Annotated in this window: 17 protein-coding genes; 2 read left to right on the plus strand and 15 right to left on the minus strand. The window is 68.8% G+C overall.

The window, feature by feature from the left end; genetic code table 11:
• Nucleotides 1-2,438: SbcC/MukB-like Walker B domain-containing protein (locus NBW77_RS08105; RefSeq protein ID WP_250279510.1), on the plus strand; the 2,438-nt coding region annotated here is incomplete at its 5' end.
• Nucleotides 2,439-2,681: 243 nt separating this feature from the next.
• On the opposite strand, the gene proB is transcribed toward NBW77_RS08105, so the two are convergent.
• The 4 genes from proB to rplU are packed head-to-tail and all read right to left on the minus strand — an operon-like array spanning nucleotide 2,682 to nucleotide 5,908.
• Nucleotides 2,682-3,800, minus strand: a complete 1,119-nt coding sequence (proB, locus tag NBW77_RS08110) for a glutamate 5-kinase (RefSeq protein ID WP_131746128.1) — start codon at nucleotides 3,798-3,800, stop codon at nucleotides 2,682-2,684.
• Nucleotides 3,801-3,806: 6 nt separating this feature from the next.
• Nucleotides 3,807-5,270, minus strand: a complete 1,464-nt coding sequence (obgE, locus tag NBW77_RS08115; RefSeq protein WP_131746127.1) for a GTPase ObgE — start codon at nucleotides 5,268-5,270, stop codon at nucleotides 3,807-3,809.
• A gap of 45 nt (nucleotides 5,271-5,315) precedes the next feature.
• Nucleotides 5,316-5,585 carry a 50S ribosomal protein L27 gene (gene rpmA, locus NBW77_RS08120; RefSeq protein ID WP_131746126.1) on the minus strand — a complete coding sequence of 90 codons (270 nt, stop codon included), beginning with the start codon at nucleotides 5,583-5,585 and terminating at the stop codon, nucleotides 5,316-5,318.
• 5 nt (nucleotides 5,586-5,590) lie between these two features.
• Nucleotides 5,591-5,908 (minus strand): 50S ribosomal protein L21, encoded by a 318-nt coding sequence (gene rplU, locus NBW77_RS08125; RefSeq protein WP_131746125.1) that lies wholly within the window; start codon nucleotides 5,906-5,908, stop codon nucleotides 5,591-5,593.
• Nucleotides 5,909-6,292: 384 nt separating this feature from the next.
• Here rplU and NBW77_RS08130 point away from each other — a divergent pair, with 384 nt between their 5' ends.
• Nucleotides 6,293-6,814, plus strand: a complete 522-nt coding sequence (locus NBW77_RS08130; RefSeq protein ID WP_242605707.1) for an MFS transporter — start codon at nucleotides 6,293-6,295, stop codon at nucleotides 6,812-6,814.
• Nucleotides 6,815-6,871: 57 nt separating this feature from the next.
• Here the strand turns inward: NBW77_RS08130 and NBW77_RS08135 are convergent, their stop codons facing one another.
• The 11 genes from NBW77_RS08135 to clpX all read right to left on the minus strand — a co-directional run bounded on the left by NBW77_RS08135 (nucleotide 6,872) and on the right by clpX (nucleotide 22,490).
• Nucleotides 6,872-9,376, minus strand: coding sequence for an Rne/Rng family ribonuclease (locus NBW77_RS08135; RefSeq protein ID WP_242605706.1), 2,505 nt, complete (start codon nucleotides 9,374-9,376; stop codon nucleotides 6,872-6,874).
• A gap of 419 nt (nucleotides 9,377-9,795) precedes the next feature.
• The gene (locus tag NBW77_RS08140; RefSeq protein ID WP_131746122.1) at nucleotides 9,796-10,557 is read right to left on the minus strand and encodes a TIGR03936 family radical SAM-associated protein; all 762 of its coding nucleotides are present in this window, start codon (nucleotides 10,555-10,557) and stop codon (nucleotides 9,796-9,798) included.
• Entirely contained in the window at nucleotides 10,541-12,517 is a 1,977-nt protein-coding gene (locus NBW77_RS08145) for a TIGR03960 family B12-binding radical SAM protein (RefSeq protein WP_250279511.1), read from the minus strand. The genes NBW77_RS08140 and NBW77_RS08145 overlap by 17 nt, the downstream gene beginning before the upstream one ends.
• A 25-nt stretch (nucleotides 12,518-12,542) precedes the next feature.
• Nucleotides 12,543-13,766: a rod shape-determining protein RodA gene (rodA, locus tag NBW77_RS08150; protein WP_131746121.1), complete on the minus strand. Its 1,224-nt coding sequence runs from the start codon at nucleotides 13,764-13,766 to the stop codon at nucleotides 12,543-12,545.
• A gap of 57 nt (nucleotides 13,767-13,823) precedes the next feature.
• Nucleotides 13,824-16,178, minus strand: coding sequence for a penicillin-binding protein 2 (mrdA, locus tag NBW77_RS08155; protein WP_502799454.1), 2,355 nt, complete (start codon nucleotides 16,176-16,178; stop codon nucleotides 13,824-13,826).
• A 13-nt stretch (nucleotides 16,179-16,191) separates the two neighbouring features.
• Nucleotides 16,192-16,671 (minus strand): rod shape-determining protein MreD, encoded by a 480-nt coding sequence (gene mreD, locus NBW77_RS08160; protein ID WP_242605704.1) that lies wholly within the window; start codon nucleotides 16,669-16,671, stop codon nucleotides 16,192-16,194.
• A gap of 60 nt (nucleotides 16,672-16,731) precedes the next feature.
• The gene (mreC, locus tag NBW77_RS08165) at nucleotides 16,732-17,724 is read right to left on the minus strand and encodes a rod shape-determining protein MreC (RefSeq protein ID WP_131746119.1); all 993 of its coding nucleotides are present in this window, start codon (nucleotides 17,722-17,724) and stop codon (nucleotides 16,732-16,734) included.
• 70 nt (nucleotides 17,725-17,794) lie between these two features.
• Nucleotides 17,795-18,826: a rod shape-determining protein gene (locus tag NBW77_RS08170; RefSeq protein WP_131746118.1), complete on the minus strand. Its 1,032-nt coding sequence runs from the start codon at nucleotides 18,824-18,826 to the stop codon at nucleotides 17,795-17,797.
• A 413-nt stretch (nucleotides 18,827-19,239) separates the two neighbouring features.
• Nucleotides 19,240-19,653 carry a nucleoside-diphosphate kinase gene (ndk, locus tag NBW77_RS08175; protein ID WP_131746117.1) on the minus strand — a complete coding sequence of 138 codons (414 nt, stop codon included), beginning with the start codon at nucleotides 19,651-19,653 and terminating at the stop codon, nucleotides 19,240-19,242.
• Between the two features lie 191 nt (nucleotides 19,654-19,844).
• Nucleotides 19,845-21,179 (minus strand): bifunctional folylpolyglutamate synthase/dihydrofolate synthase, encoded by a 1,335-nt coding sequence (locus NBW77_RS08180; protein WP_242605703.1) that lies wholly within the window; start codon nucleotides 21,177-21,179, stop codon nucleotides 19,845-19,847.
• Between the two features lie 21 nt (nucleotides 21,180-21,200).
• Nucleotides 21,201-22,490: an ATP-dependent Clp protease ATP-binding subunit ClpX gene (clpX, locus tag NBW77_RS08185; RefSeq protein WP_131746116.1), complete on the minus strand. Its 1,290-nt coding sequence runs from the start codon at nucleotides 22,488-22,490 to the stop codon at nucleotides 21,201-21,203.
• Nucleotides 22,491-22,813: the final 323 nt, after the last annotated feature.

Consider the following 22,813-nt stretch of genomic DNA (forward strand, 5'->3'; position numbering starts at 1 on the left):
GGGCGGCCGAAGCCGCCGAGGCACGCCGCCGCGCGGAACACTCGCTCGGCGAGGCTCGCGGGCTCGCCGAACGCCAGGCCGAACGCCGCGACCTCGACGCGCGGCTCGCGGCGCTCGAAGCTCAGCGGGAAACGATCGGGGACATGGCCGCCGAACTGGACGCGGCACGCCGCGCCGACCCGGTTCGCCGAGCCCTCGACCACGTACGGGACCGCGCGGACAGCCTTGAGCAGGCCCACCGCGCCGAGGATGCCGCACGCCACCGGCTGCGGCTGCTCAGCGCCCGCCATGACGCCTCCGCCGACGAGCTGGCGCGGCTGTCCCGGCTCACCCACACCGACATGGGACGCCTCGAACAACTCACGGACGTCCTCACCGAGGCCGACGCGGACGACGCTGCGGCACACGCCGCCGAAACCGACGCCGACACGCATGCTGGCGCAGCCGCCGCTCTCACCGCCTACCTGCGTACCGACCTTCCCGATCAGCGGGCCGCCCTCGACGTCCGGCTGCGCCGCGCGAGGGATGCCATGGTTGCCGTGCCGGGCGTGCGTGAGCAGGCACGCCTGGCCGCCGAGCTTGCTGTCGCCGTCCGGCAACGCCATAATGCCGCCACCGGAGCGCACGATGCCGAGCGGGCCGCCCGCGACGCTCGGGACCAGGCCAACGACATCCGCCAGCAGCGGTTCGACGCGATCACCGCGGAGCTCGCCGCCGCCCTGGTCGACGACTCCCCCTGCCCGGTGTGCGGTTCGCTCTCGCATCCCGACCCCGCCGAGGTCCGGGCGGAGCATGTCAGCAAGGACGACGAGCTCGCCGCCGAAGCAGCGGCCAACCGACTCGCGGCGCAGGCCACCGACGCCCGGCGCGACGCAGACCGGTTGGACGAGCGGATCCGCACGCTGACCGGGGAACTGTCGGGCCATCTGGATTCCGCCACCGTCGCAACCGATCCCAGCGGGTCCACCGCCGATTCCGACAGGTCTCCCAACAGGTCCTTCGACCCGGTCGAGGCGTTCGCGACGGTCACCGTGCTCGGGATCGGCGACCAGCACTCCGATCGTGAAGGCACGGGCAGCGGCAGGACCGGGCGCGCCGACGACGTCTCACGGCCGTGGGATCTCCTCACGGGTTCCGAGCTGCCTGCCGAGCTGCCTGCCGAGCTGCCTGCCGAGCTGCCTGCCGAGTTGTTCGAACGGACCGCCACCGACCTGGCGAGCCAGGCCGACATCCTCGCCGCGACCGCCGATGACGCCCCGCCCGCCGAACGGGCACTCTCGTTGCTGCACGACGAGGAAACCCGGGTCTCGGCCGAGCTGGCCGGGCACAACTCCGCCGAGCAGCTGGCTCGGGCCCACGCCCAGGAGTGCCGGGCGCGAGCCGTGCGGCAGCGTTCCAGCCTCCCGCCGGAGCTGCGGGCCGCAGACCAGCTCGCTGTCCGCCAGCGGGAGGTCGCGCAGTTCGCCGAAGCCTATGCCGAGGGTCACGTGGCCGCGTCCGCTGCGACGCTCGCGGACACCGAGCACCGCCGCGCTGTGTCGGATGCGCAGGACGACGCCCGCGCCGCCGGCTTCCCGGACGCCGCCTCGGCCCATGCCGCCGGTCGGGAGAACAGCTGGATCACCGACGTCCAGGCGCGTCTGGACGCCCACCGTGACGAGCTGGTGGGGGTGCGGTCCCGGTTGGCCGGTCCCCAGTTGGCCGTTGACCCGGACGCCCCGGTACCGGTGGCCGAACGAGAGGCAGCCGTGCTGGCAGCCCGCGATGCGCACGAATCGGCGCTCGCCGAAGCGGCTCGCGCCGGTGACCGGGCTCGGCGCCTGTCCGACCTTGTTCCGGTCTTCGCCGAGGCGTTCGCGATCGTGCCGCCACTGCGGGATGGCGCCCACGAGCTGCGCGGCCTTGCCGATGTCGCCGCGGGTCGGGGCGGTAACCGCCACGGCATGCCCCTGTCGAGCTTTGTCCTCGCCGCCCGTCTGGAGGAGGTCGCGGCCGCGGCAAGCCATCGGCTGTCCGCGATGAGCGGCGGCCGGTTCACCCTCGTCCACGACGCCGGCGGCGCACGCCGCGACCGACGCCGCCGGGCCGGGCTCGGGCTTCTCGTCGAGGACGCGTGGACGGGCCGGCAGCGTGACACCGCCACCCTGTCCGGCGGGGAGACCTTCCAGGCCGCTCTCGGTCTGGCACTGGGACTCGCCGACGTGGTCACGGCCGAGTCCGGCGGGCAGACCATGGATGCGCTGTTCATCGACGAGGGTTTCGGCAGTCTCGACCCCGACAGCCTGGAGGAGGTCATGAACGTCCTGGACGACCTGCGTTCCGGCGGGCGACTGGTCGGCGTAGTCAGCCACGTCGCCGACCTGCGCCAGCGCATCCCCGCCCAGATCATCGTCGTCAAGGGCCCCCGCGGCAGTCAGGTGCGGACCACCGCCCCCTGATCGACCGAACGGCCCGGGACAGGACCGCGGCATCGTGTTCATCGTGGTGACGACGCCAGGTGGTTGAGTGTTCTTCAACAAGATCGGTACGAGTTTGTCTATATGTACACCTACTCCGCTGAAAAGCGTACACACCGATGAACTTGCGCGGATCATGGACTGTACGGCGGTTATAGGAGGTTGCAGGCCCCGGAGACGGCTACCGACCGGCTTCGCGGTACTGGACCGACATTCCAGATCAGGTCAGCGGCGGGGCGGGAGAAGGACGAGATCGTCGCGGTGGACGATCTCGCGTTCGTAGGACGAACCGAGTTCCGCGGCAAGTTCGGACGTCGAACGGCCCAGCATCCCGGGCAGCTCCACCACGTCATAGGCGACCAGCCCCCGGGCGACCGGCTGTCCCGAAGGGTTGACCAGATCCACCGGGTCACCCGCGGAGAAGTCACCATCGACCTTGGTGACCCCGGCCGGCAGCAGCGACACCCGGCGGTCGACGACCGCGTCGACCGCGCCGTCGTCGAGGAAGAGCCGACCCTGCGGGGTGGTTGCGTGCTCGAGCCACAGCAACCGGGACGCGCGGCGCGGCCCAGTGGGGTGGAACACCGTCCCCACATCGACTCCGGCGAGTGCGTCGGCGGCCTTCGCCGCCGAGGTGATGATCGTTGCGACACCACCCGACGCCGCCATCCGGGCGGCCTCGATCTTCGTCGACATCCCGCCGACGCCCACCCCGGCGCTGCCCGTCCCCCGGGTACCGACCCCGTCGAGGTCCGCGTCCGACCGGACCTCGCGGACCATTGTCGCCGGACCACGCCTGGGGTTCGCGTCATAGACGCCGTCGACGTCCGAAAGCAGGACCAGCAGGTCCGCGGAAACGAGATGCGCGACGATCGCCGCAAGCCGGTCGTTGTCACCGACCCGGATCTCCTGTGTGGCCACCGCGTCGTTCTCGTTGACGATGGGGACGACGCCGAGTTCCAGCAGCCGGTCAAGGGTGGTGCGGGCGTTGCGGTAGTGGGTCCGGCGGATCACATCGGTCGCGGTGAGCAGCACCTGACCGACCCGGTGCCCGGCCTTCCCGAACGCGGTGGCGTACCGGTGCACGAGCATGCTCTGGCCGACGCTGGCCGCGGCCTGCAGGGTCGCGAGATCCCGCGGGCGCCGCGTCAGCCCCAGCGGCGCGAGACCCGCGGCGATGGCGCCGGAGGAAACCAGCACCAGGCGTCCGGCGCGTGGCAGCACCGCGCGCACCAGAGCATCGACCCGGTCACCGTCGATGCCGCCGGTCGCGGTTGTCAACGATGACGACCCGACCTTCACCACGACCCGGTCAGCCCGGGTCACGAAGTCACGGGCCGTCACGGGCCGTCACGGGCCGTCGGACTTGTCAGGCCCGTCAGGGGTTTCGAGGCTGCCGCCCCGGCGGGCAAGGCGCTGGGCCCTGGTCAACCGGACCGTGCTGGCGAGCCGATCGTCACTGCCACGCGGGCCGAGAGCCGCGTGTTCGTACTCGGCGGAACCCGGGCCGTGGGCACCACGTCCGCTCAGGTGCGGCTCCCAGTCGAAGGTGACGTCACCGATGGTCACCGCTACGCCAGGCTCCGCGCCGAGGCGGGTGAGTTCGGCCTCCAGCCCGAGCCGGGCCAACCGGTCGGAGAGGTAACCGATCGCCTCGGTGTTGGTGAAGTCGGTCTGGCGGACCCATCGCAGTGGCTTGGCACCGGTTACCACGAATCCGTCGTCGTGGGCTCGGACGGCGAAATCGGCTTCGTCAACCGCACGCGGACGAAGAACGATCCGCGTGGCGGTCTGCGGCGGCTGTGCCGCCCGGTGCCCGGCGACCTGGTCTGCAAGCGCAAGTGAGAGCGCACGAACGCCTTCGCGGGTGGCACTGCTCACGGCGAAGACAGCCAGCCCACGGGCGGCGAGTTCGGGCCTGACCAGTTCCGCCAGGTCACGGCCGTCCGGAACATCGATCTTGTTCAGTACGACCACCCGGGGCCGGTCGGAGAGGTCCGCCGAGTAGGCCGCGAGTTCGGCCTCGATGACATCCAGGTCGGTGAGGGGGTCACGGCCCGGTTCGAGGGTCGCGCAGTCCAGGACGTGCACGATGAGCGAGCAGCGTTCGATATGGCGCAGGAACTCAAGCCCCAAGCCACGCCCGGTGCTCGCGCCGGGGATCAGGCCCGGGACGTCCGCCACCGTGTAGGGGGGCAGGTCCCCCGCCTGCGCCACACCGAGGTTGGGCACGAGCGTGGTGAACGGATAGTCGGCGATCTTCGGCCTGGCCGCGCTGAGCACCGACACCAGCGACGACTTGCCGGCGCTCGGGAATCCGACCAGCGCGACATCCGCGACGGTTTTCAGCTCGAGGACGGCGTCGAGCTGCTCCCCGGGTTCACCGAGCTCGGCGAACCCGGGGGCCTTTCGCCGGGCGGAGGCCAGCGAGGCGTTGCCACGGCCACCACGGCCGCCACGGGCCAGCACCAGGCAACTACCGGCACCGACGAGGTCTGCGATCTGCTCGCCGTCCGGGCTCAGGACGACCGTCCCGTCCGGTACCGACAGGACAAGGTCGACACCGTCGGCACCGTGCCGATTCGAGCCCTGACCGGGCCGGCCACCGGACGCTCGCTGGTGGGGATGGAAGTGGAAGTCGAGAAGGGTCGTCACGCTCGGGTCGACCCGGAGCATGACCTCCCCGCCGCGCCCGCCGTTACCACCGTCCGGTCCACCGAGTGGCTTGAACTTCTCCCGGTGAACCGAGGTGCAGCCATGCCCGCCGTCACCTGCGGTGACATGAAGGATGGCGCGGTCGACGAAGGTGGGCACTGCTGCCTTCCTCCACCGCGGCTGGCTTCGGGATGTCCGCCTGGGTCAGGCGGACACAAGCTCCGCGGCGGGCACGATGTTGATGACGCGGCGTCCCTGACGGGTGCCGAACTGGACGTGCCCGGGGGCCAGCGCGAACAGCGTGTCGTCGCTGCCACGGCCAACCTGCGAACCGGGGTGGAAGTGCGTACCCCGCTGGCGCACGATGATCTCGCCGGCGTTGACGTACTGACCACCGAAGCGCTTCACACCGAGACGCTGGGCGTTCGAGTCACGACCGTTGCGCGACGAACTCGCGCCCTTCTTATGTGCCATGTCTGTCAGGCCTTCCCGGTCTCGATGCCGGTCACCCGCAGGCGGGTCAGCTTCTGACGGTGGCCCTGCCGCTTGTGATAGCCGGTCTTGTTCTTGAACTTGTGGATCCTGATCTTAGGACCCTTGACGATTTCGACAACCTCGGCGGTCACCTCGACGGACGCGAGCGCGCCCTTGTCGTGGGTTACCGCGTCGCCGTCGACAAGCAAGAGCGCCGGCAGGCTGACGGCCGCGCCCGGCTCGCCATCGACGAGCTCGACGTCAACAACATCGCCGACAGCGACCCTATGCTGCTTGCCGCCGCTGGCCACGACCGCGTACACCGGTTCTCCTTGCTGAAGTCGGGACGGGCTTCCTGACACGGCGCAAAGACAACCGCGACCGGCCCTGATTGCACTACCTTAACAGGCCCGTCGGCAGTGCTGGCACGGCCCGCCCACCAGCGGCCAGATCTCTCCATGGCACCGATGAACCATGGCGCGTCGCCCACCATCGCGCGACCATCGGTGCTTCGCAAACGCACCGTGGTCCCGCAACCGTGCACCAGGTGAACTTCTGGTCGCAGGCGGCAGGCCCACGGCACGGTGGCGGTAGGCATAGAGGTAGGCATGGGTAGGGACGCGTGCGGCTGTCCGGACCGGCGGTCAGGGCACCGGCTCACGGCCGGGCGGGAGTTGGTTGCAGTGGGTTGGCAGGTTGTGATCTGCGTGGCTGGAGCCGTCACGGTCGCCGCTGTCCTGACAGTGAGTTGGCCGTTGATGACCTCGGCTCGCACGGCAGACCCCCGGCGACGGTCGGCGACGGTCGCGGCGTCCGCCGTGGTCGTCACGACAGTGACCGGGGTTGCCGTCAACGGGCTGGTCGGCCTGCCCGCGGGGGTCCGCGCGGGGTGGGCGCTCAGCACGGCGGGTGCCGCCTGCTGGCTGGCTGTACGTGCCCGAGGGCTGTCCACGGCCGGCGTCGCCGAGCAGCCGCCATCCGCCGGGCAGAAACCGAACGCCGACGCGTTGTCCGCCCAGGACGACGTCGTCCAGGCGCTGGTCGTAGCCTCCTACGCCCTGCAGATGGGAGACAACCGCCGGGCCAGCGATGCGGTGGACGGCGCGCTGGCCCGGTCCCGCGCGACCCTGGACACGCTCCTGCGCGAGCGAGGCCGCCATGACCTCGTCCGACGGGAACCCGCGCAGTACCGCGTGGTCGGCGACATCGCGTCTCCCGTCCGGCGATGACCGGCCGAAACCAGCCGGCACCGCACTCATCCGCCTGGTCGGGCCCGGTCGCATCGGTCAGTTTTCGCGGCCTCCCGCCACCGATTCCAGGCCGCTGGACGCTGTCTCCTGCGGCGCGGCCGTCGCACGCGACGCACGCCGGCGACCGGCCGAACGAACGCCCGAGGTCCGGGAACCGTTGGTCACCGACCCCGACGTGTTCGTCGCACCCGTCTGCCCGGTGGTAGCGGCATCGTCGGTGTCCACCGGGGCGGACGCGGCCGGCTGATCCTGGACGCCGGCCGACGGCCCACCAGCCTGCGGGGCACTGTCCGGCGGGGGGATCGGTACGGCAGGAGTGGACGGACCCGGGTCCCTCACGGGCGGCGCGGACTGGCCGTCCAGGTGCACGATGACACCACGTCCGTTGCAGTGTGCGCAGGGCTCGCTGTAGGCCTCCAGCAGCCCCTGACCGACCCGCTTGCGGGTCATCTGCACCAGCCCGAGGCTTGTCACCTCCGCGACCTGATGGCGGGTGCGGTCCCGGCCGAGGCATTCGGTCAGGCGCCGCAGCACAAGCTCCCGGTTGCTTTCCAGGACCATGTCGATGAAGTCGATGACGATGATCCCGCCGATGTCACGGAGCCGAAGTTGCCGGACGATCTCCTCCGCGGCCTCCAGGTTGTTCTTGGTGACCGTCTCCTCGAGGTTGCCGCCCTTGCCGGTGAACTTGCCGGTGTTGACGTCGATGACCGTCATGGCCTCGGTACGGTCGATCACGAGGGATCCACCCGAGGGTAGCCACACCTTGCGGTCCAGGGCCTTGGCGAGTTGCTCGTCCACCCGGTACTCCTCGAACACGTCGGCCGGGCCGACATGCCGGCGGACACGGTCACGCAGGTCGGGTGCCACCATGTCGACGTAGTCCTCGATCATCGTGGCTTCCTCGGTTCCCTGCACGACCAGCTCGGAGAAGTCCTCGTTGAAGATGTCCCGGATCACTCTGATCACAAGGTCGGGCTCGCCGTAGAGCAGCGCGGGGGCGGTGGACTTCGCAGCCTTGCGGGTGATGTCCTCCCACTGTGCGGACAGACGTGCGACGTCGCGGGCAAGTTCCTGCTCGCTGGCACCCTCCGCGGCGGTCCGGACGATCACTCCCCCGTTCTCCGGTGTGATCTTCTTCAGGATCCCCTTCAAACGAACACGTTCAGTATCCGGAAGCTTACGGCTGATCCCCGCGTTCTGTCCGTCTGGCACGTAGACCAGGTAGCGACCGGGGAGGCTGACCTGACTCGTCAGCCGTGCGCCCTTGTGGCCCATCGGGTCCTTGCTGACCTGCACAATGATCGACTGGCCTGACTTCAGCACCTGCTCGATCTTGCGAGGTCGCCCGTCCAGCCCGCTGGCGTCGTAGTTGACCTCACCGGCGTAGAGGACGGCGTTGCGCCCCTTGCCGATGTCCACGAACGCGGCCTCCATGCTCGCGAGCACGTTCTGGACCCGGCCGAGATAGACGTTGCCCGCGTACGACCACGAACTCGCCCGGGTCACGAAGTGCTCCACCAGGACGCCGTCCTCCAGCACCGCGATCTGCGTGCGATCGCCGGCGTTGCGGACGACCATGCGTCGCTCGACCGCCTCCCGACGGGCGAGGAACTCGGCTTCGGTGACGATCGGTGGGCGGCGACGACCGTTGTCGCGCCCTTCCCGACGACGCTGCCGCTTGGCCTCCAGGCGGGTCGAGCCGCTGAGCCCCCGGACCTCGTCGTCACGGCTCCGGCTCTCGCGGACGTGCACGACCGTGACCGGCGGATCGTCCGGGGCCGCTTCGTCGACCGGCCCGACGCTGTCCCTGCGACGGCGCCGACGACGGCGACGCGAACTTCCCGACCCTGCCTCCTCGTCGGGCGCGCCGCCCGCCTCGGCCCCACCCGCCTGGCCGGGTTCGTCCCCGGCCGGGTCATCCGCGTCATCCGCGTCATCCGCGTCATCCGCATCGTCCGCATCGTCCGCATCGTCCGCGTCATCGTGGTTCGGACGACGGGAACCGCTGTCGCCCGAACCGTCGCGGTCGCCGGCTGTCCGCACGCCCGGCTCGTCGAACGTGGACACATCCACGTCGTCGGTGCCATCGATCTCGTCGTCGAGCCGCGCGCGCCCCCGGCCCCGCCGGCCGCGGCGACGGCGCCGCGTCGAGTTGCCGTCGCCGCTGTCGTCGGTCGCCGGATCGCTGTTCCCGTCAGCCTCCAGGTAGGCGGACGTGGCCTCCGGCTCGAACTCGCCATCAGCATCGGCATCGAGGTCGGCGGCGAGGATGTCGGTGTCGAGGCCCCGCCGTGACCGCGGGTTCGGATCGCTCCTGGTAACCGGACCGGACGCCACGGCACCCGAGGTCCCAGCCGCGGCGTTCAGAAGGCCTACTCTCACCGCATCGGTATCGAACGGTGAGGTCCCCCTGCGCCGGCGACGCGGTACCAGGTCGAGGACAGCCGGGTCCGGCGCCTGGAAGGTCACCGTGGTGACGGCCCGCCCGCGGCGTGGGCGCTGACCGGGCTGCCCGGTCGGGCCTGCATCCGTGGTCACGGGTGTCCCGGAGATACCCGTGGGTGTCGAAGGCACGGGCGGGGAGGCCCCCGCATCGGTAAGATCGGATGGAATCCGATCCGCCGGGGACGGGTCGCCGCCGACGGTCGACACAGGTTGATCAGCCTGCGCACCCACGGGTTGGTTGGTTGTCGGTGGCTGGAGGATGGATGACTCGGCCAGCGGGAACGCGTCGGTCAGGACGTCCGGTGGCGGTCCGGCGGACCGTCCGGCTGCGCGCCGTCGTCGCGGGGCAGGACGAGTGATGGGTGTCCCATCGGAGTCTGTCGGGATGTCGTCGGGCACGGGTTATGAAGCCTCTCGGGTCCCCGGGCGCGCTGCTTTCGCAGTCGCGACCGCTCAGGAACCGCTGTCTCGGTCCGACGGCGTACCGTCGGCGAATCCTGCGACGCCCTGCATCATTCATCGAGTCGGCCGACCAACCGGCCTGCCTCGTCGCGGTCCGGCATGAGCGGGTCCGCCACGGTGCCATCCTCCAGTAGCCGACCTTGCCCGAGCCGGATCGGTTCGGGTGGCACTGGCAACCGAAGAGCAGCGACCACGCAAAGGGCGGTCAGCACGTCATCGGGTCGTACGGCGGGCGTCGTGTGCCGCACAACCACATCCAGTATCGCACAGGTGTCGTTCTCCGCACGGCAAACCATCGAGACCACTGCCTGGCGGGCATCAAACCGGCGGCGTCCGTCCTTGGTCACCCGATCCACCTCGACCCGGTCACGGGCGAGCAGCGCATCGGTCGCGGCGGTGAGCTCACCAACCGTGACACCGGGAAGCCGCACCCGCCAGCGCGACGCGTCCACCAGCTCCGCCAGCGGGGTCGAGGTGACAGGCGCGCACGCCAGAACGTCCAGCCCGGAGGGCAGCGCCGCGTTCAGCGCCTCCCGCAGCGCGGTGAGGTCACGATGTTCCGCCAGGGCGAGCTCGACGTACTCGGCCTCGCTGGCAGCGCCTGTCGGGGCCGCGCCCAGCCAGGAGATGCGCGGATGCGGGCTGAACCCCGCCGAGTAGGCCATGGGGACGTCCGCGCGCCGAAGGGCACGCTCGAAGGTCCTCGCGACGTCCCGGTGGGACAGAAAGCGCAGCCGGCCCCGTTTGGCGAAACGCACCCGCACCCGTGCGACGACCGGGGGCGGGGGCGGGCCGTCAGGACGCCGGGGCATGGGCCGACGGGGCATGGGACGACGGGGCATGGGACGCCGGGGACGGCATGAGTGGCAGCAGGGTCCGGCCGGTCGGGCCGATCTGCGTTTCGGTACCCATGGTCGGGCAGACCCCGCAGTCGTAACAGGGCGTCCAGCGGCAGTCGTCCAGTTCGGTCTCGCGCAGCGCATCCTGCCAGTCCGACCACAGCCAGTCACGGTCAAGACCGGCGTCCAAGTGGTCCCACGGCAACACCTCATGCTCGTCGCGTTCCCGGACGGTGAACCAGTCGAGGGACACCCCGAGCGGCCCCAGTACCTGGGCGCAGGCCTTCTCCCAGCGTTCGAAGGAGAAATGCTCGCTCCACCCGTCGAACCGACCGCCGTCACGCCACACCTGTTCGATCACTGCGCCGACCCGGCGGTCGCCACGGGCGAGCAGGCCCTCGATGATGCCCGGACGTCCGTCGTGGTAACGGAACCCGATCGCCCGCCCGACGTCCCGGTCGCCGCGGATGGCGTCACGCAACAACTGCAGCCGGCGGTCGGTGACCTCGTGGGACGCCTGCGCGGCCCACTGGAACGGCGTGTGTGGCTTCGGGACGAAGCCTCCGATCGAGACGGTGCAGCGAACGTCGCGGTGGCCGCTGGCCCGACGTCCCGCTTTGATCACTTCACGGGCCAGGCCCGCGATCGCGAGAACGTCGGCGTCGGTCTCGGTGGGCAGACCGCACATGAAGTACAGCTTCACCTGCCGCCAGCCCTGGGCGTAGGCCGTGCTGACCGTACGGACCAGGTCCTCCTCGCTGACCATCTTGTTGATGACCTTGCGTAGACGCTCGGAGCCGCCTTCTGGCGCGAAGGTCAGCCCGCTGCGGCGACCGTTGCGGGAGAACTCGTTGGCCAGTGTGACGTTGAACGCGTCCACCCGTGTCGAAGGCAGGCTGAGCGAGGTGTGGGTGCCCTCATACCGGTCGGCCAGACCCTTGGCGATCTCATCGATCTCGGTGTGGTCGGCGCTGGACAGCGACAGCAGTCCGACCTCGGTGAAGCCGGACGCCTCCAGGCCCCGCGCCACCATCTCGCCGATGGTGTCGATGGTGCGCTCCCGGACCGGCCGCGTGATCATCCCGGCCTGGCAGAAGCGGCAACCGCGGGTGCAACCACGAAAGATCTCCACGCTCATCCGCTCGTGGACGGTCTCCGCGAGCGGCACCAGCGGTGCCTTCGGGTACGGCCAGGCATCAAGATCGGAGACAGTGTGCTTCGTCGGCCGGGCCGGCACCCCGGGACGGTTCGGGACAACCGCGTGGATGCGGCCGTCGGGCCGGTAGTCCACGTCGTAGAAGGCCGGGATGTAGGCAAGCCCGCGCCGGGCGAGACGGGTGAGCAGCTCGCCCCGCCCACCCGGGGAGCCCGCGGTCCTGAAGGCCCGGACCACGTCGGTGATCGCAAGTACAGCTTGTTCACCGTCGCCGAGGACGACCGCGTCGACGAAGTCCGCGACCGGTTCGGGGTTGAACGCGGCATGCCCACCGGCGATCACGATCGGATGCTCGTCACCCCGGTCGAGCGCGTGCAGTGGGATGCCCGCCAGGTCGAGGGCGGTCAACAGGTTCGTATAGCCGAGTTCGGTGGAAAAACTCACACCCAGCAGATCGAAGTCACCGACCGCGCGGTGGGCGTCCACGGTGAACTGGGGGATGCCGTGCTCACGCAGCAGGTCCTCCAGATCCGACCAGACCGAATAGGTTCGTTCGGCCAGGACGTCGGGCTGCTCGTTGAGGATCTCGTAGAGGATCTGGATGCCCTGGTTGGGCAGGCCGACCTCATAGGCGTCCGGATACATGAGACACCAGCGGACCACCGCGTCCGCCCAAGGCTTGACCTGGGAGTTTCCTTCTCCTCCAAGGTAGCGCACGGGTTTGCGGACCCGCGGTAGCAGCGGTTCCAGACGGGGAAACAGCGACTGTCCGGACATGCACGCGAGCCTACGGCACACAACCCTACAGAGCGTACGGGTCGGAGCGGGAACGCAGGCGGACGTTCTGTAGCAGGCCGACCGCCAGCATGTTCGCGAACATCGACGACCCGCCGTAGGAGAGGAACGGCAGCGGCAACCCCGTCACCGGCATGATCCCCAAGGTCATCCCGATGTTGACGAACGCCTGGAAGGCGAACCAGCACACCACCCCGGTGGCAATCATCGTCCCGAAGGAGTCCCCCGAGTCGAAGGCGATCGACAATGCCCGCCACAGCACCAGGCCGAGCAGCACGAGGACGCCACCGGCACCGAGATAGCCCAGTTCCTCCCCGGCGACGGTGAACACGAAGTCGGTCTGCTGCTCGGGCACGAACTGGCCCTGGGTCTGCGTCCCGTGGAACAGCCCCCGACCGGTCACCCCGCCGTTGGCGATCGTCGTCATCGCCTGGTTGACGTTGTACCCGGTGGACGAGGCGTGCTGGTTGTCCCGGACGAACTCGGTAAGACGCGCTTCCTGGTAGGGCTTGAGCAGGTGAAACTGCAGGATGGCAGCGCCGAAAAATACCCCGCACAGGATGAGTCCGATCACCCATCGACTCGGGGCGCCGCTGACCGCGAGCATCCCGAGGATCACGAACACGAATACCATGACGGTGCCGAAGTCGGGCTGCATCATGATGAGCGCCATCGGAACGGCCGCGAGCACCAGCACCAAAATCACGTCCCAGTGGCCGGGGTCGAGCCGGATTCCGGTGTCGCGGTCGTCGTGCCGCTCCCCGAGGATCATCGCCACCCCGACGATGAGGGCCACCTTGGCGAACTCCGAGGGCTGCAACTGGAATCCCGCCGGCAGGACGATCCAGGAGTGCGCGCCGTTGATCGTGCTTCCGACAGCAAGGACCGCGACCAGCCCGAACAGCGATCCCAGGTACACGAACGGCGCATATGCACGCAGGATCCGGTAGTCCAGCAGCATCGCACCGGTCGCCAGTACCAGCCCGATGGCCAGGTTGAGCACATGGCGCTTGAGGAAGATCTGCGGGTCGCCACCGCTTCCGATCTCGCGTTGCCGGGTGGCGGACCACACCAGCAACGCGCCGAGGACCGACAGCGCGATCACGCTGACCTGCAGCGGCCAGTCCAGCCGGCGCAACGGCGAGTGCCGGCCCGAGGCCCGGTCACGTAGCTGCCCGATCCGTCCCCGCAGCGCAACAGGAGACGAACGCAGTGCGGTCGGGCTGGTCATGACACTCCAGATATGATCATGAATGCTGACGGACGCGCTGAACCGGCGGACGCGCTCTCAGGGCGGCCCACGGACCGGGCCGTCATCGGCCCTGACCGTGGACCGGCTCTCGGAGACGGGGACGGGGGATTCGCCCGGATCCACGACCAGCGGCCCCCGCGACGATCCCGGCCCGCCGGCGATCACAGGAACGACCGTCCTGCCGGTCACGGCGAGTGCCTGCACGTCCGCGGCACGACCCGCGAGCGGCTCGGTGGACGGGCCGGTGGACGGGCCGGTGGACGGGCCGGTGGACGGCTCCGGCGTGGCTCCGGTCGAGGTGAACGTCCCGTCCCGATCAGGGGTCGGCAGGTCCGCGGGAGGCTTGCCACCGGGCAGCGCCGCGGCGCGCCCGATGCCGTAGATGCTCTGGTAGACGGCCTTGACCGCCGGGGCCGCGTACTGCGCGCCGGTTCCGGAATCCGGGATGGTCACGACCACCACGTACTGCGGGTCGTTCGCGGGCGCGAACGACGCGAACCAGGATGTGTCCCCGTGCCCCTCCACCTCGGCGGTACCGGTCTTGCCCGCGACCGGGATCGTGTCGTTCGGCCAGTCCGCGAACACGCCGGTCGCGGTCCCGCCGTTCTCGCGGGTCACACCCGCCAGGGCGTCACGGATGTAGGCAAAGGTCTCGGAGGCGACCGGAACCCGCCCGACGACCGTGGGGGGGATGCGCCGCACGACCCTGCCGTCCGGTGACATCACCGCCTCGGCGATGGTAGGTCGGTACACCGTCCCGCCGTTGGCGATGGCTGCGTAGGCGACCGCGAGCTGCAACGGACTGACCGACAGGTACTGGCCCTGGCCGATCGCGAACTGGGTGGCCGCGCCGCCGTTGTACAGGTAGCCGTCGACGCACGCCTCCGCGGCGTACTGGCGGTACCGCTCGGCCTTGGCAGGGTCGGTGACCTCCGGGTAGCCGTTCTGTGCCCGGCGGCAGTAGGAGTCCTTCAGCTCGTCCCAGATCGCCTTCGCGCCGTCGCGGCCGACCACCGACCCGGCGATCTCGCCCGGCAGGTCGACCCCCGTCCTCCTGCCGAATCCCAGGGCCCGCGCCATCGTCACGAAATACTCGCCGGGGGTCGCATACGGACCGCGGCCGTTACGCAACCCGCCGTCCGCGATCCAGGCGTCAAAAGCGAACTTGTCGAAGATGACGTCACAGGAGATCACCAGTGCCTGGTGCAGGGTGATCGGTCCGGCGGACGACCCCTCGAAGTTGTGGAAGACCTGGGTACCGATCTGTAGCGACGGCCCGCAGTCGTACCTGCCGTCGGTCGACGCTCCCAGGTTGCTCAGGGCCACCGCGGTGGACACCGGCTTGAACGTCGAACCGGGCGCGCTCGAACCCTGGTACGCCCGTGACAGCAGGGGAATGCCGTTGGCCGGATCCGACAACGCCTTGTAGTCGGCCTCGGAGATCCCACCGACGAAGACGGACGGATCGTAGGAGGGCAGACTGGCCATGGCGATGACGCGACCGGTACGGGCGTCCAGCACGACACCGGACGCGGTACGCGAACCGCCACCGATCTTGTTCACCGTATCCTGCAGGGTCTGCTCGAGAGTCTGCTGGACACCGACGTCCAACGACAGCACCAGGTTGTCACCGCTGCGTGGCTCGAGCGACGACGCCGTTCCGGCGACCCTCCCGAACCGGTCGACCTCCAGTTTCTGCACACCGTCGGAGCCGCGCAGGTCAGCGTCGTAGGTGTATTCCAGACCCGATACACCGATGAGGCTGTTCTGGTGGTACCCGTGCCCGGCGCCGTCGGAGTCGAGCTGTTCCTGGGTGACCGGGCTGAGATATCCCAGTTCGTGGGCGGCCAGGGAACCGTAAGGGTATTCCCGCACAGCCTGTAGGTCGGCCGAGACCCCGGGGAACCGGTCGGCATGCTCGATGACGGCCAGCGCCTGCTGGGGGGGGACATCCTTGGCCACCGGTACCGGCTGGTAGGGCGAGCCGTTCCAGCACGGCGGCTTCACCGTGGCCGAGCAGAACTGGATGCGCTTTGCGATATCGGCGGCGGGGATACCGACAACGCTCGACAACTGCGCCAGCACCGCCGCGCCGGAGTCCTTCTGTCGGTCGATCACCGAACGGTTCACCGAGATGACCAGTGACGTGCGGTTACGGACCAGAGCATGCCCCTGGTCGTCCACGATCAGGCCGCGAGTCGCCGGCATGACCACTTCACGTACCCGGTTGGCCTCCGCGACGTGGCGGTAGTGCTCACCGTTGAGCACCTGCAATGCCCACAGACGAGCACCAAGGGTTACCAAGAGTGACACAACGAGAACACGCAGGACCACCACCCGCAGCCGGATGCGGTCGTCCAGCGTCTCGGCCGCGGGTCGGCGCCTTCTCATGACGGCAGTCCTCTCATGAGCGGTCCCCGCGCAGCCGCCGCAGACCGACTCCCACGAGCGGGAACACCAGCGGGGTCAGCACCAACGCATAGAGCGCGGCACCGACCGTGCGGAGCAGCGCCTGGGTTCCGGTCAGGCTGACATCACCGAGGATGGCGGCCATTGCCGCGTGACCGGCCGTCCCCAGGGCCGAGGCTGCCGCGACCACCACCAGTGGCAGGTATGCCGTGCGTTCAGCCTCGTCAGAGGCCAGTCCCACGCCGTACCCGACCAAGCAGAAAATCATCGTGGTCTGTCCGAGGACATGAGTCGAGAGCAGGTCGGCGACCAGCCCGACGACGAAACCGACGATCACTCCGAACAGCCGTCCCTCCACGAGCGCCGCGCAGGCCAGCATGATCAGAACGATGTCGGGAGGGCCGAGCGGCAGGTCGAGGGCGGCAACGACCGACAGCTGTAGCACGATCGCGACGACCATCGTGACGATGGCCATCGCGACGCTCCTGCCCCGAACCTCGGCCTCACGCGTCCCCGCGTCCCACATGGCCGCGCCTCAACCGGTGCCGGCGGTCGCCGCGGGGGCGAGCGCCGGTACCGGAGAGATCTGGGCGGGTCCCGAGGGTCCGGCCTGCGACGGAGCCGGGGATGGAGCCTGCGACGGAGCCGCCGAGGACGGAGCCGGTGACGGCGGTGCGGGAAGCGGTGTCAGCACCCGGTCGCCGGGGTCGCTCACGGGTTTGCCGACGATGACGCCGACCATGTCCAGCGACCCCATCGAGGCGAACGTGGTGATCTCGACCGAACGCGAGAGACCCCCGCCCGCGTCGAGAACCTTCGCGACGACACCGATCGGTACCCCGGCGGCATAGTCCAGACTGCCGAACGTGACCAACCTGTCTCCCACCTTCATCTGATGGGATGCGTCGTAGAGGGTGAACGTGAGGACGTCGGGACCACCACCGCCGGAGACCGCGCCGAGCAGCCGGGTGCTCTCCAAGCGGGCGCCGATGTGGCTCGCGGGATCGCAGGCAAGCCGGACCACCGAGGTGTGGGCTGTCACGGAAAGCACCGTGCCCACCAGCCCGTCACTATTGATCACCAACTTGTCCGGTGCGACCCCGTTGTCGCTACCCGCGTTGACCGTGACGGTCCAGTCGGTGCCGGTGACGTCCCCGACCGCGATGACCCTGGCGGGTACGATCATGTACTGCCCCTTGTCCGCGAGCAGCCGCAGGCTGACCAGCGCGGCGGCTTGGCGGCGCACCTCGGCATCGTCTGCGACCTGACGCCGCAGCTGCGCGTTTTCCGCCGCGAGCGCGTCCGCGCGCTGCCGGTAGCGGTTGGGGTGGGTGAGCGACGACACCGTACGCCCGATCGGGCGGGTGACCGTGCTCACCGCGTCCTCGACCCCGCCGAACGCGCCACGCAACATACCCCGGGCACCGGACGAACTGTCGCTGGAACGATAGTCGACTGTGATCAGGATGAAGGCGACCACGAGCAGCACGAGGACGACGATGCGGGAGCGCCGGGTGTCACGTCCCACCACAGGCCTCCGTACCTGACGCCTCCGTACCTGACGCCTCCGCAGCCGGCATCCCCGTGCCCGGCAAGGGTCAGCGACGGGGCTCGGAGATGAGCACCTGTTGAAGCGCTTCGAACTCCTCGACGCACTTGCCGGAGCCCATCGCGACCGAGTGCAGCGGGTTGTCCGCGATGTGGATCGGCATGCCGGTCTCGTGACGCAGGCGTTCGTCCAGGCCCCGCAGCAGCGCTCCCCCGCCGGTCAGGACGATCCCGCGGTCCATGATGTCGCCGGACAGTTCCGGCGGGCACTTGTCGAGGGTGACCTTGACCGCGTCGATGACCGCGTTCACCGGCTCCTCCACCGCCTTACGGATCTCCTCGGCGGTGACGACGATCGTCTTGGGCAGGCCGGAGACCAGGTCACGGCCGCGGATCTCGGCGCTGGGCTCATCGGACATCTTGTGCGCGGAGCCGATAGCCATCTTGATCTCCTCCGCCGTCCGCTCCCCGAGCATGAGCGAGTACTCCTTCTTGACATAGGAGATGATCGCCGTGTCAAGTTCGTCCCCGGCGGTCCGGATGGACTGGCTGGTCACGATCCCGCCCAGCGAGATCACCGCTACCTCGGTGGTTCCGCCGCCGATGTCGACCACCATGTTGCCGGTGGGTTCATGGACGGGCATCCCGGCTCCGATGGCTGCGGCCATCGGCTCCTCGATGATGTAGACCTTGCGTGCGCCGGCCTGATAGCCGGCGTCCTTGACGGCTCGTTGCTCAACCCCGGTGATACCGGACGGGACGCACACGACCAGCCGCGGTTTGGCGAAGTGCCGTCGCCGGTGAACCTTCTGGATGAAGTAGCGCAACATGCGCTCGGTGGTGTCGAAGTCGGCGATCACACCGTCCTTGAGGGGACGGACCGCGACAACGTTGCCGGGAGTGCGGCCGATCATCCTCTTGGCCTCGGTACCAACCGCGAGAATCCCTGTCGTGGTGGTATTGATCGCGACCACGCTCGGTTCATTCAGCACGATCCCCCGACCACGCACGTAGACGAGGGTGTTGGCGGTGCCAAGGTCGACGGCCATGTCACGGCCTAGGAACGACAACGAACTGGACATCGTCGGATGCCGGCCTTCCCGGGTGTGCGGTTTGGTTGCGCACGCAGGGCGTGCTGGGGTTGTAGGGCAGGCGGTGTCCGTAACGAGGGCATATCCACTGCTTCTTCGACGTGCCCCATCCAGTAGTCCAGTAACTCAGTAGAGACGCTGTAGCGGACACCAAAGCCTAGACCGGGCCCCTCGAGCTGCCGTCCGTGTAAGGGATACCTGACGCGTGACGGTCCACGCGACACGCCGGGCCATCCGGCCTGCCGGCCCCTACCCGTCCGACCAGTTCTAACACCCGGAGTCACAAGGATGCTACCTGAGGCAACCAGTGGAGACACCTGGAGCGACAATATTCCCCAACCTGGGCAGACCCGCCACAATCGACGACCATGACGTATCCACCCAGGCGCAGACCTTCGCGGGCCTCAGCTGAGCCCGGGGAAGAACAGGTCGATCTCGCGCTTGGCCGACTCCGGTGAGTCGGAACCATGAACGAGGTTCTGCCCGATCTCCAGGGCATGGTCACCCCGCAGTGACCCTGGGGCGGCCTTGACCGGATCGGTAGCGCCGATCAGGCCGCGCACCGCCTCGATCGCCCGCGGGCCCTGGACCACCAGCGCGACCAGCGGACCGGAAACGATGAAGTCGACCAGCTCACCGAAGAACGGCTTGGCGGCGTGCTCGCCGTAGTGGGTCTCGGCGACCGATCGCTCCAGCGTGCGCAGCTCGAGCGCGACAAGGGTGAGACCCTTGCGTTCCAGCCGGCCGACGACCTCGCCAACGAGGCCACGGCTCACGCCGTCGGGCTTGACCAGGACGAGGGTACGTTCGACGGACACAGAACTCCTTCTTCTGCTCACTCACACGGACAGTCGCAGCATTCCGCAACTGTTGTTGCCTCTTCGAGGCCTCCGGTGGCGCAGGAAAAACCATGATCGCGCCACCTTCGGCACAGCGACCTCTCGAAGGCCTCCGGTGGCGCAGGAAAAACCATGATCGCGCCACCTTCGGCACAGTAGCAACCTACCCGTCAGCGACGCAGAAGGTGCCGGGCCTCCCCCACCGTCACAAGCGACCCGGTCACCAGCACCCCGGCACCGCCGAGCTCCGCCTCCTGCTCGGCGAGACGCACACCGGCGTCGAGCGCGTCGTCAAGCCGAGCGGCGACCTCCACCCGGTCGTCACCGAAGATGTCCACCGCGATCTGCGCAAGGTCGTCAACAGGAATTGCCCGCGGCGAACTGCTCTGGGTGACGACCACCGCATGCAAAACCGGCTCGAGCACGGCCAGGATGCCGACGGCGTCCTTTTCGGCGAGTATTCCCACGACACCGACCAGGTGATCGAATCTGAACGCCTCGTCCAACGCGGTGGCCAGCGCCTGGGCGCCTGCCAGGTTGTGGGCTCCGTCCAGCAGGACCGTGGGTGAGCGCCGGACCACCTCCAGGCGGCCCGGGGACTCTGCTCGGGCGAACCCCGCCCGAACGGCGTCGATGTCCAGCAGGTCACGGCCGCCACCGAGGAACGCTTCGACCGCCACGAGCGCGCACGCGGCGTTGTGTGCCTGGTGCGGTCCGTGCAGGGACAGGAAGAGATTCTCGTAGACGCCGCCCAACCCCTGGATGGTGACCAGCTGCCCGCCGACGGCGACGCTGCGGGCGAGGACCCCGAACTCCAGCCCCTCCCGGGCCACCGTGGCGCCGACCTCGGCGCACCGGCGCAACAGGACCTCCGCCGCTGCCGGCGGCTGTTGGGCGAGCACCGCAAGCGCACCCGGGTGGATGACGCCGGCCTTCTCCGCAGCCACCGTCTCGGGCGAGTCCCCAAGCTCCGGATGATCGAGGGAAATCGGGGTCACAACCGCCACGGCCGCGTCAACGACATTGGTCGCGTCCCAGCTCCCGCCCATGCCGACCTCGATGATCCCGACATCGACCGGCGCGTCCGAGAACGCCGAGAAGGCCATCGCGGTCAACAGCTCGAAGAACGTGACCCGCTCGGGATGCCGGCCGTCGACAAGCTCCACGCAGGCGATGACGTCGTCGTAGGCCTGGGTGAAGGCGGCTGCGTCCACGGGCCGTCCGTCCACGCTGATGCGCTCGGTGACGTTCTCAAGATGCGGAGAGGTGTAACGGCCGGGCCTGATCCCGAAGGCGCGCAGCAGCTCGTCCACCATGCGGGCCGTCGAGGTCTTGCCGTTGGTCCCGGTCAGATGGATCGACGGGTAGGAACGCTGTGGCTGCCCCAGCAGGTCGACCAAGTCCCGCATGCGTTCCAGGTCGGGCAGCATGCGGTGCGGAAACCGGCCGGCAAGGGCCTTCTCCACCCGGGCGAGACCAGCCGCGTCGACACCAGAATCTCCCACGCTGTCCAGTCTAGTGCCGCATCAGGCCGACTTCTCCTGGCGCGGGGTCCGCTTGGATGCGGCGACATCGCGTGGGACCAACGTGGGGTTGACGTGTTCGAGGACGACCTCACGGGTCACGACCGCCCGGGCGACGTCCTTACGGCTCGGGATGTCGTACATGACCGACAGCAGGACCTCCTCCATGATTGCCCGCAGCCCGCGCGCGCCGGTACCGCGCAAGATGGCCTGGTCCGCAATCGCGTCCAGGGCGTCAGCGGTGAAATCAAGGTCGACGTTGTCCAGTTCGAACAGTTTCCTGTACTGCCTGACCAGGGCGTTCTTCGGCTCGGTAAGAATGCGGATGAGCGCTTCCCGATCGAGGTTCGACACACTTGTGATCACCGGTAGGCGCCCGATGAACTCGGGAATCATCCCGTACTTGAGCAGGTCCTCCGGCATGACGTCGCTGAAGACGCTCGCCGCCTCCGGATCGTCCTTCCCGTGCAGGACCGCCCGGAATCCCAGCGACTTCTTACCGATCCGCGAGTCGATGATCCGGTCCAACCCGGCAAAGGCCCCACCAACGATGAACAGGACGTTCGTGGTGTCGATCTGGATGAACTCCTGGTGCGGATGCTTGCGACCGCCCTGCGGTGGAACGCTTGCGGTCGTCCCCTCCAGTATCTTCAGCAGGGCCTGCTGGACGCCCTCGCCGGAGACGTCCCGGGTGATGCTGGGGTTCTCCGACTTACGCGCGATCTTGTCGACCTCGTCAATGTAGATGATGCCGGTTTCGGCCTTCTTGACGTCGTAGTCGGCAGCCTGGATGAGCTTGAGTAGAATGTTCTCGACGTCCTCACCGACATAACCGGCCTCGGTGAGCGCGGTCGCGTCGGCGATCGCGAACGGGACGTTGAGCATTCGGGCGAGGGTCTGCGCCAGCAGCGTCTTGCCGCACCCGGTGGGCCCCAGCAGAAGAATGTTACTCTTCGCCAGTTCGACATCACCCTTGGTGTCGCCACCGGCTCCACCGCCGGCCTGAACCCGCTTGTAATGGTTGTAGACAGCAACCGACAAGGTCTTCTTGGCCTGTTCCTGGCCGACGACGTAACCGTCCAGGAACTCATAGATCTCGCGAGGCTTCGGCAGTTCGTCCCACTTGAGATCCGAGGACTCCGACAGCTCCTCTTCGATGATCTCGTTACAAAGGTCGATGCACTCGTCGCAGATGTAGACGCCGGGCCCGGCGATGAGCTTCTTCACCTGCTTCTGGGACTTGCCGCAGAACGAGCACTTGAGCAGGTCACCGCCATCACCTATGCGTGCCACCGAGGACTCAGTCCCTTCGTCCAGACGATGGTGTCGCCTGCGTGTCAGGGGCGGCCACGCCACCCGGTCATCGCTTGCCTGTTACCGTCCTGCCCTCCGCCACCGGCGACTTCGCCACGACGCCAACGGCTTTGGTGGGCTACCTGTCGCGTCCACGTGGGGACCGTACCCCCTACAGCCGCCCGGTGAGAGCCCTATCGCGCGGCTCGTGTAGGTCAAGCCTACGGTCATCTGCCGTGTCCTCGCCCGTCCACGCCGTCCGGTAGAACCTTCGAACGGCGTGGACGGGGCAACCGTCCCGGCGATGTGCCCGACGGCGCGGC

It is taken from the genome of Frankia sp. Cppng1_Ct_nod (genome assembly GCF_920656135.1).
Classification (GTDB): Bacteria; Actinomycetota; Actinomycetes; order Frankiales; family Frankiaceae; genus Protofrankia; species Protofrankia meridionalis.

Excerpts from the sequence above, each read along its gene's own strand:
- rpmA (WP_131746126.1), bottom strand. The coding sequence starts at position 5,585 with ATGGCACATAAGAAGGGCGCGAGTTCGTCGCGCAACGGTCGTGACTCG.
- NBW77_RS08140 (WP_131746122.1), bottom strand. The coding sequence starts at position 10,557 with ATGCCCCGGCGTCCTGACGGCCCGCCCCCGCCCCCGGTCGTCGCACGG.
- NBW77_RS08145 (WP_250279511.1), bottom strand. The coding sequence starts at position 12,517 with ATGTCCGGACAGTCGCTGTTTCCCCGTCTGGAACCGCTGCTACCGCGG.
- rodA (WP_131746121.1), bottom strand. The coding sequence starts at position 13,766 with ATGACCAGCCCGACCGCACTGCGTTCGTCTCCTGTTGCGCTGCGGGGA.
- mrdA (WP_502799454.1), bottom strand. The coding sequence starts at position 16,178 with ATGAGAAGGCGCCGACCCGCGGCCGAGACGCTGGACGACCGCATCCGG.
- mreD (WP_242605704.1), bottom strand. The coding sequence starts at position 16,671 with ATGGCCATCGTCACGATGGTCGTCGCGATCGTGCTACAGCTGTCGGTC.
- NBW77_RS08170 (WP_131746118.1), bottom strand. The coding sequence starts at position 18,826 with ATGTCCAGTTCGTTGTCGTTCCTAGGCCGTGACATGGCCGTCGACCTT.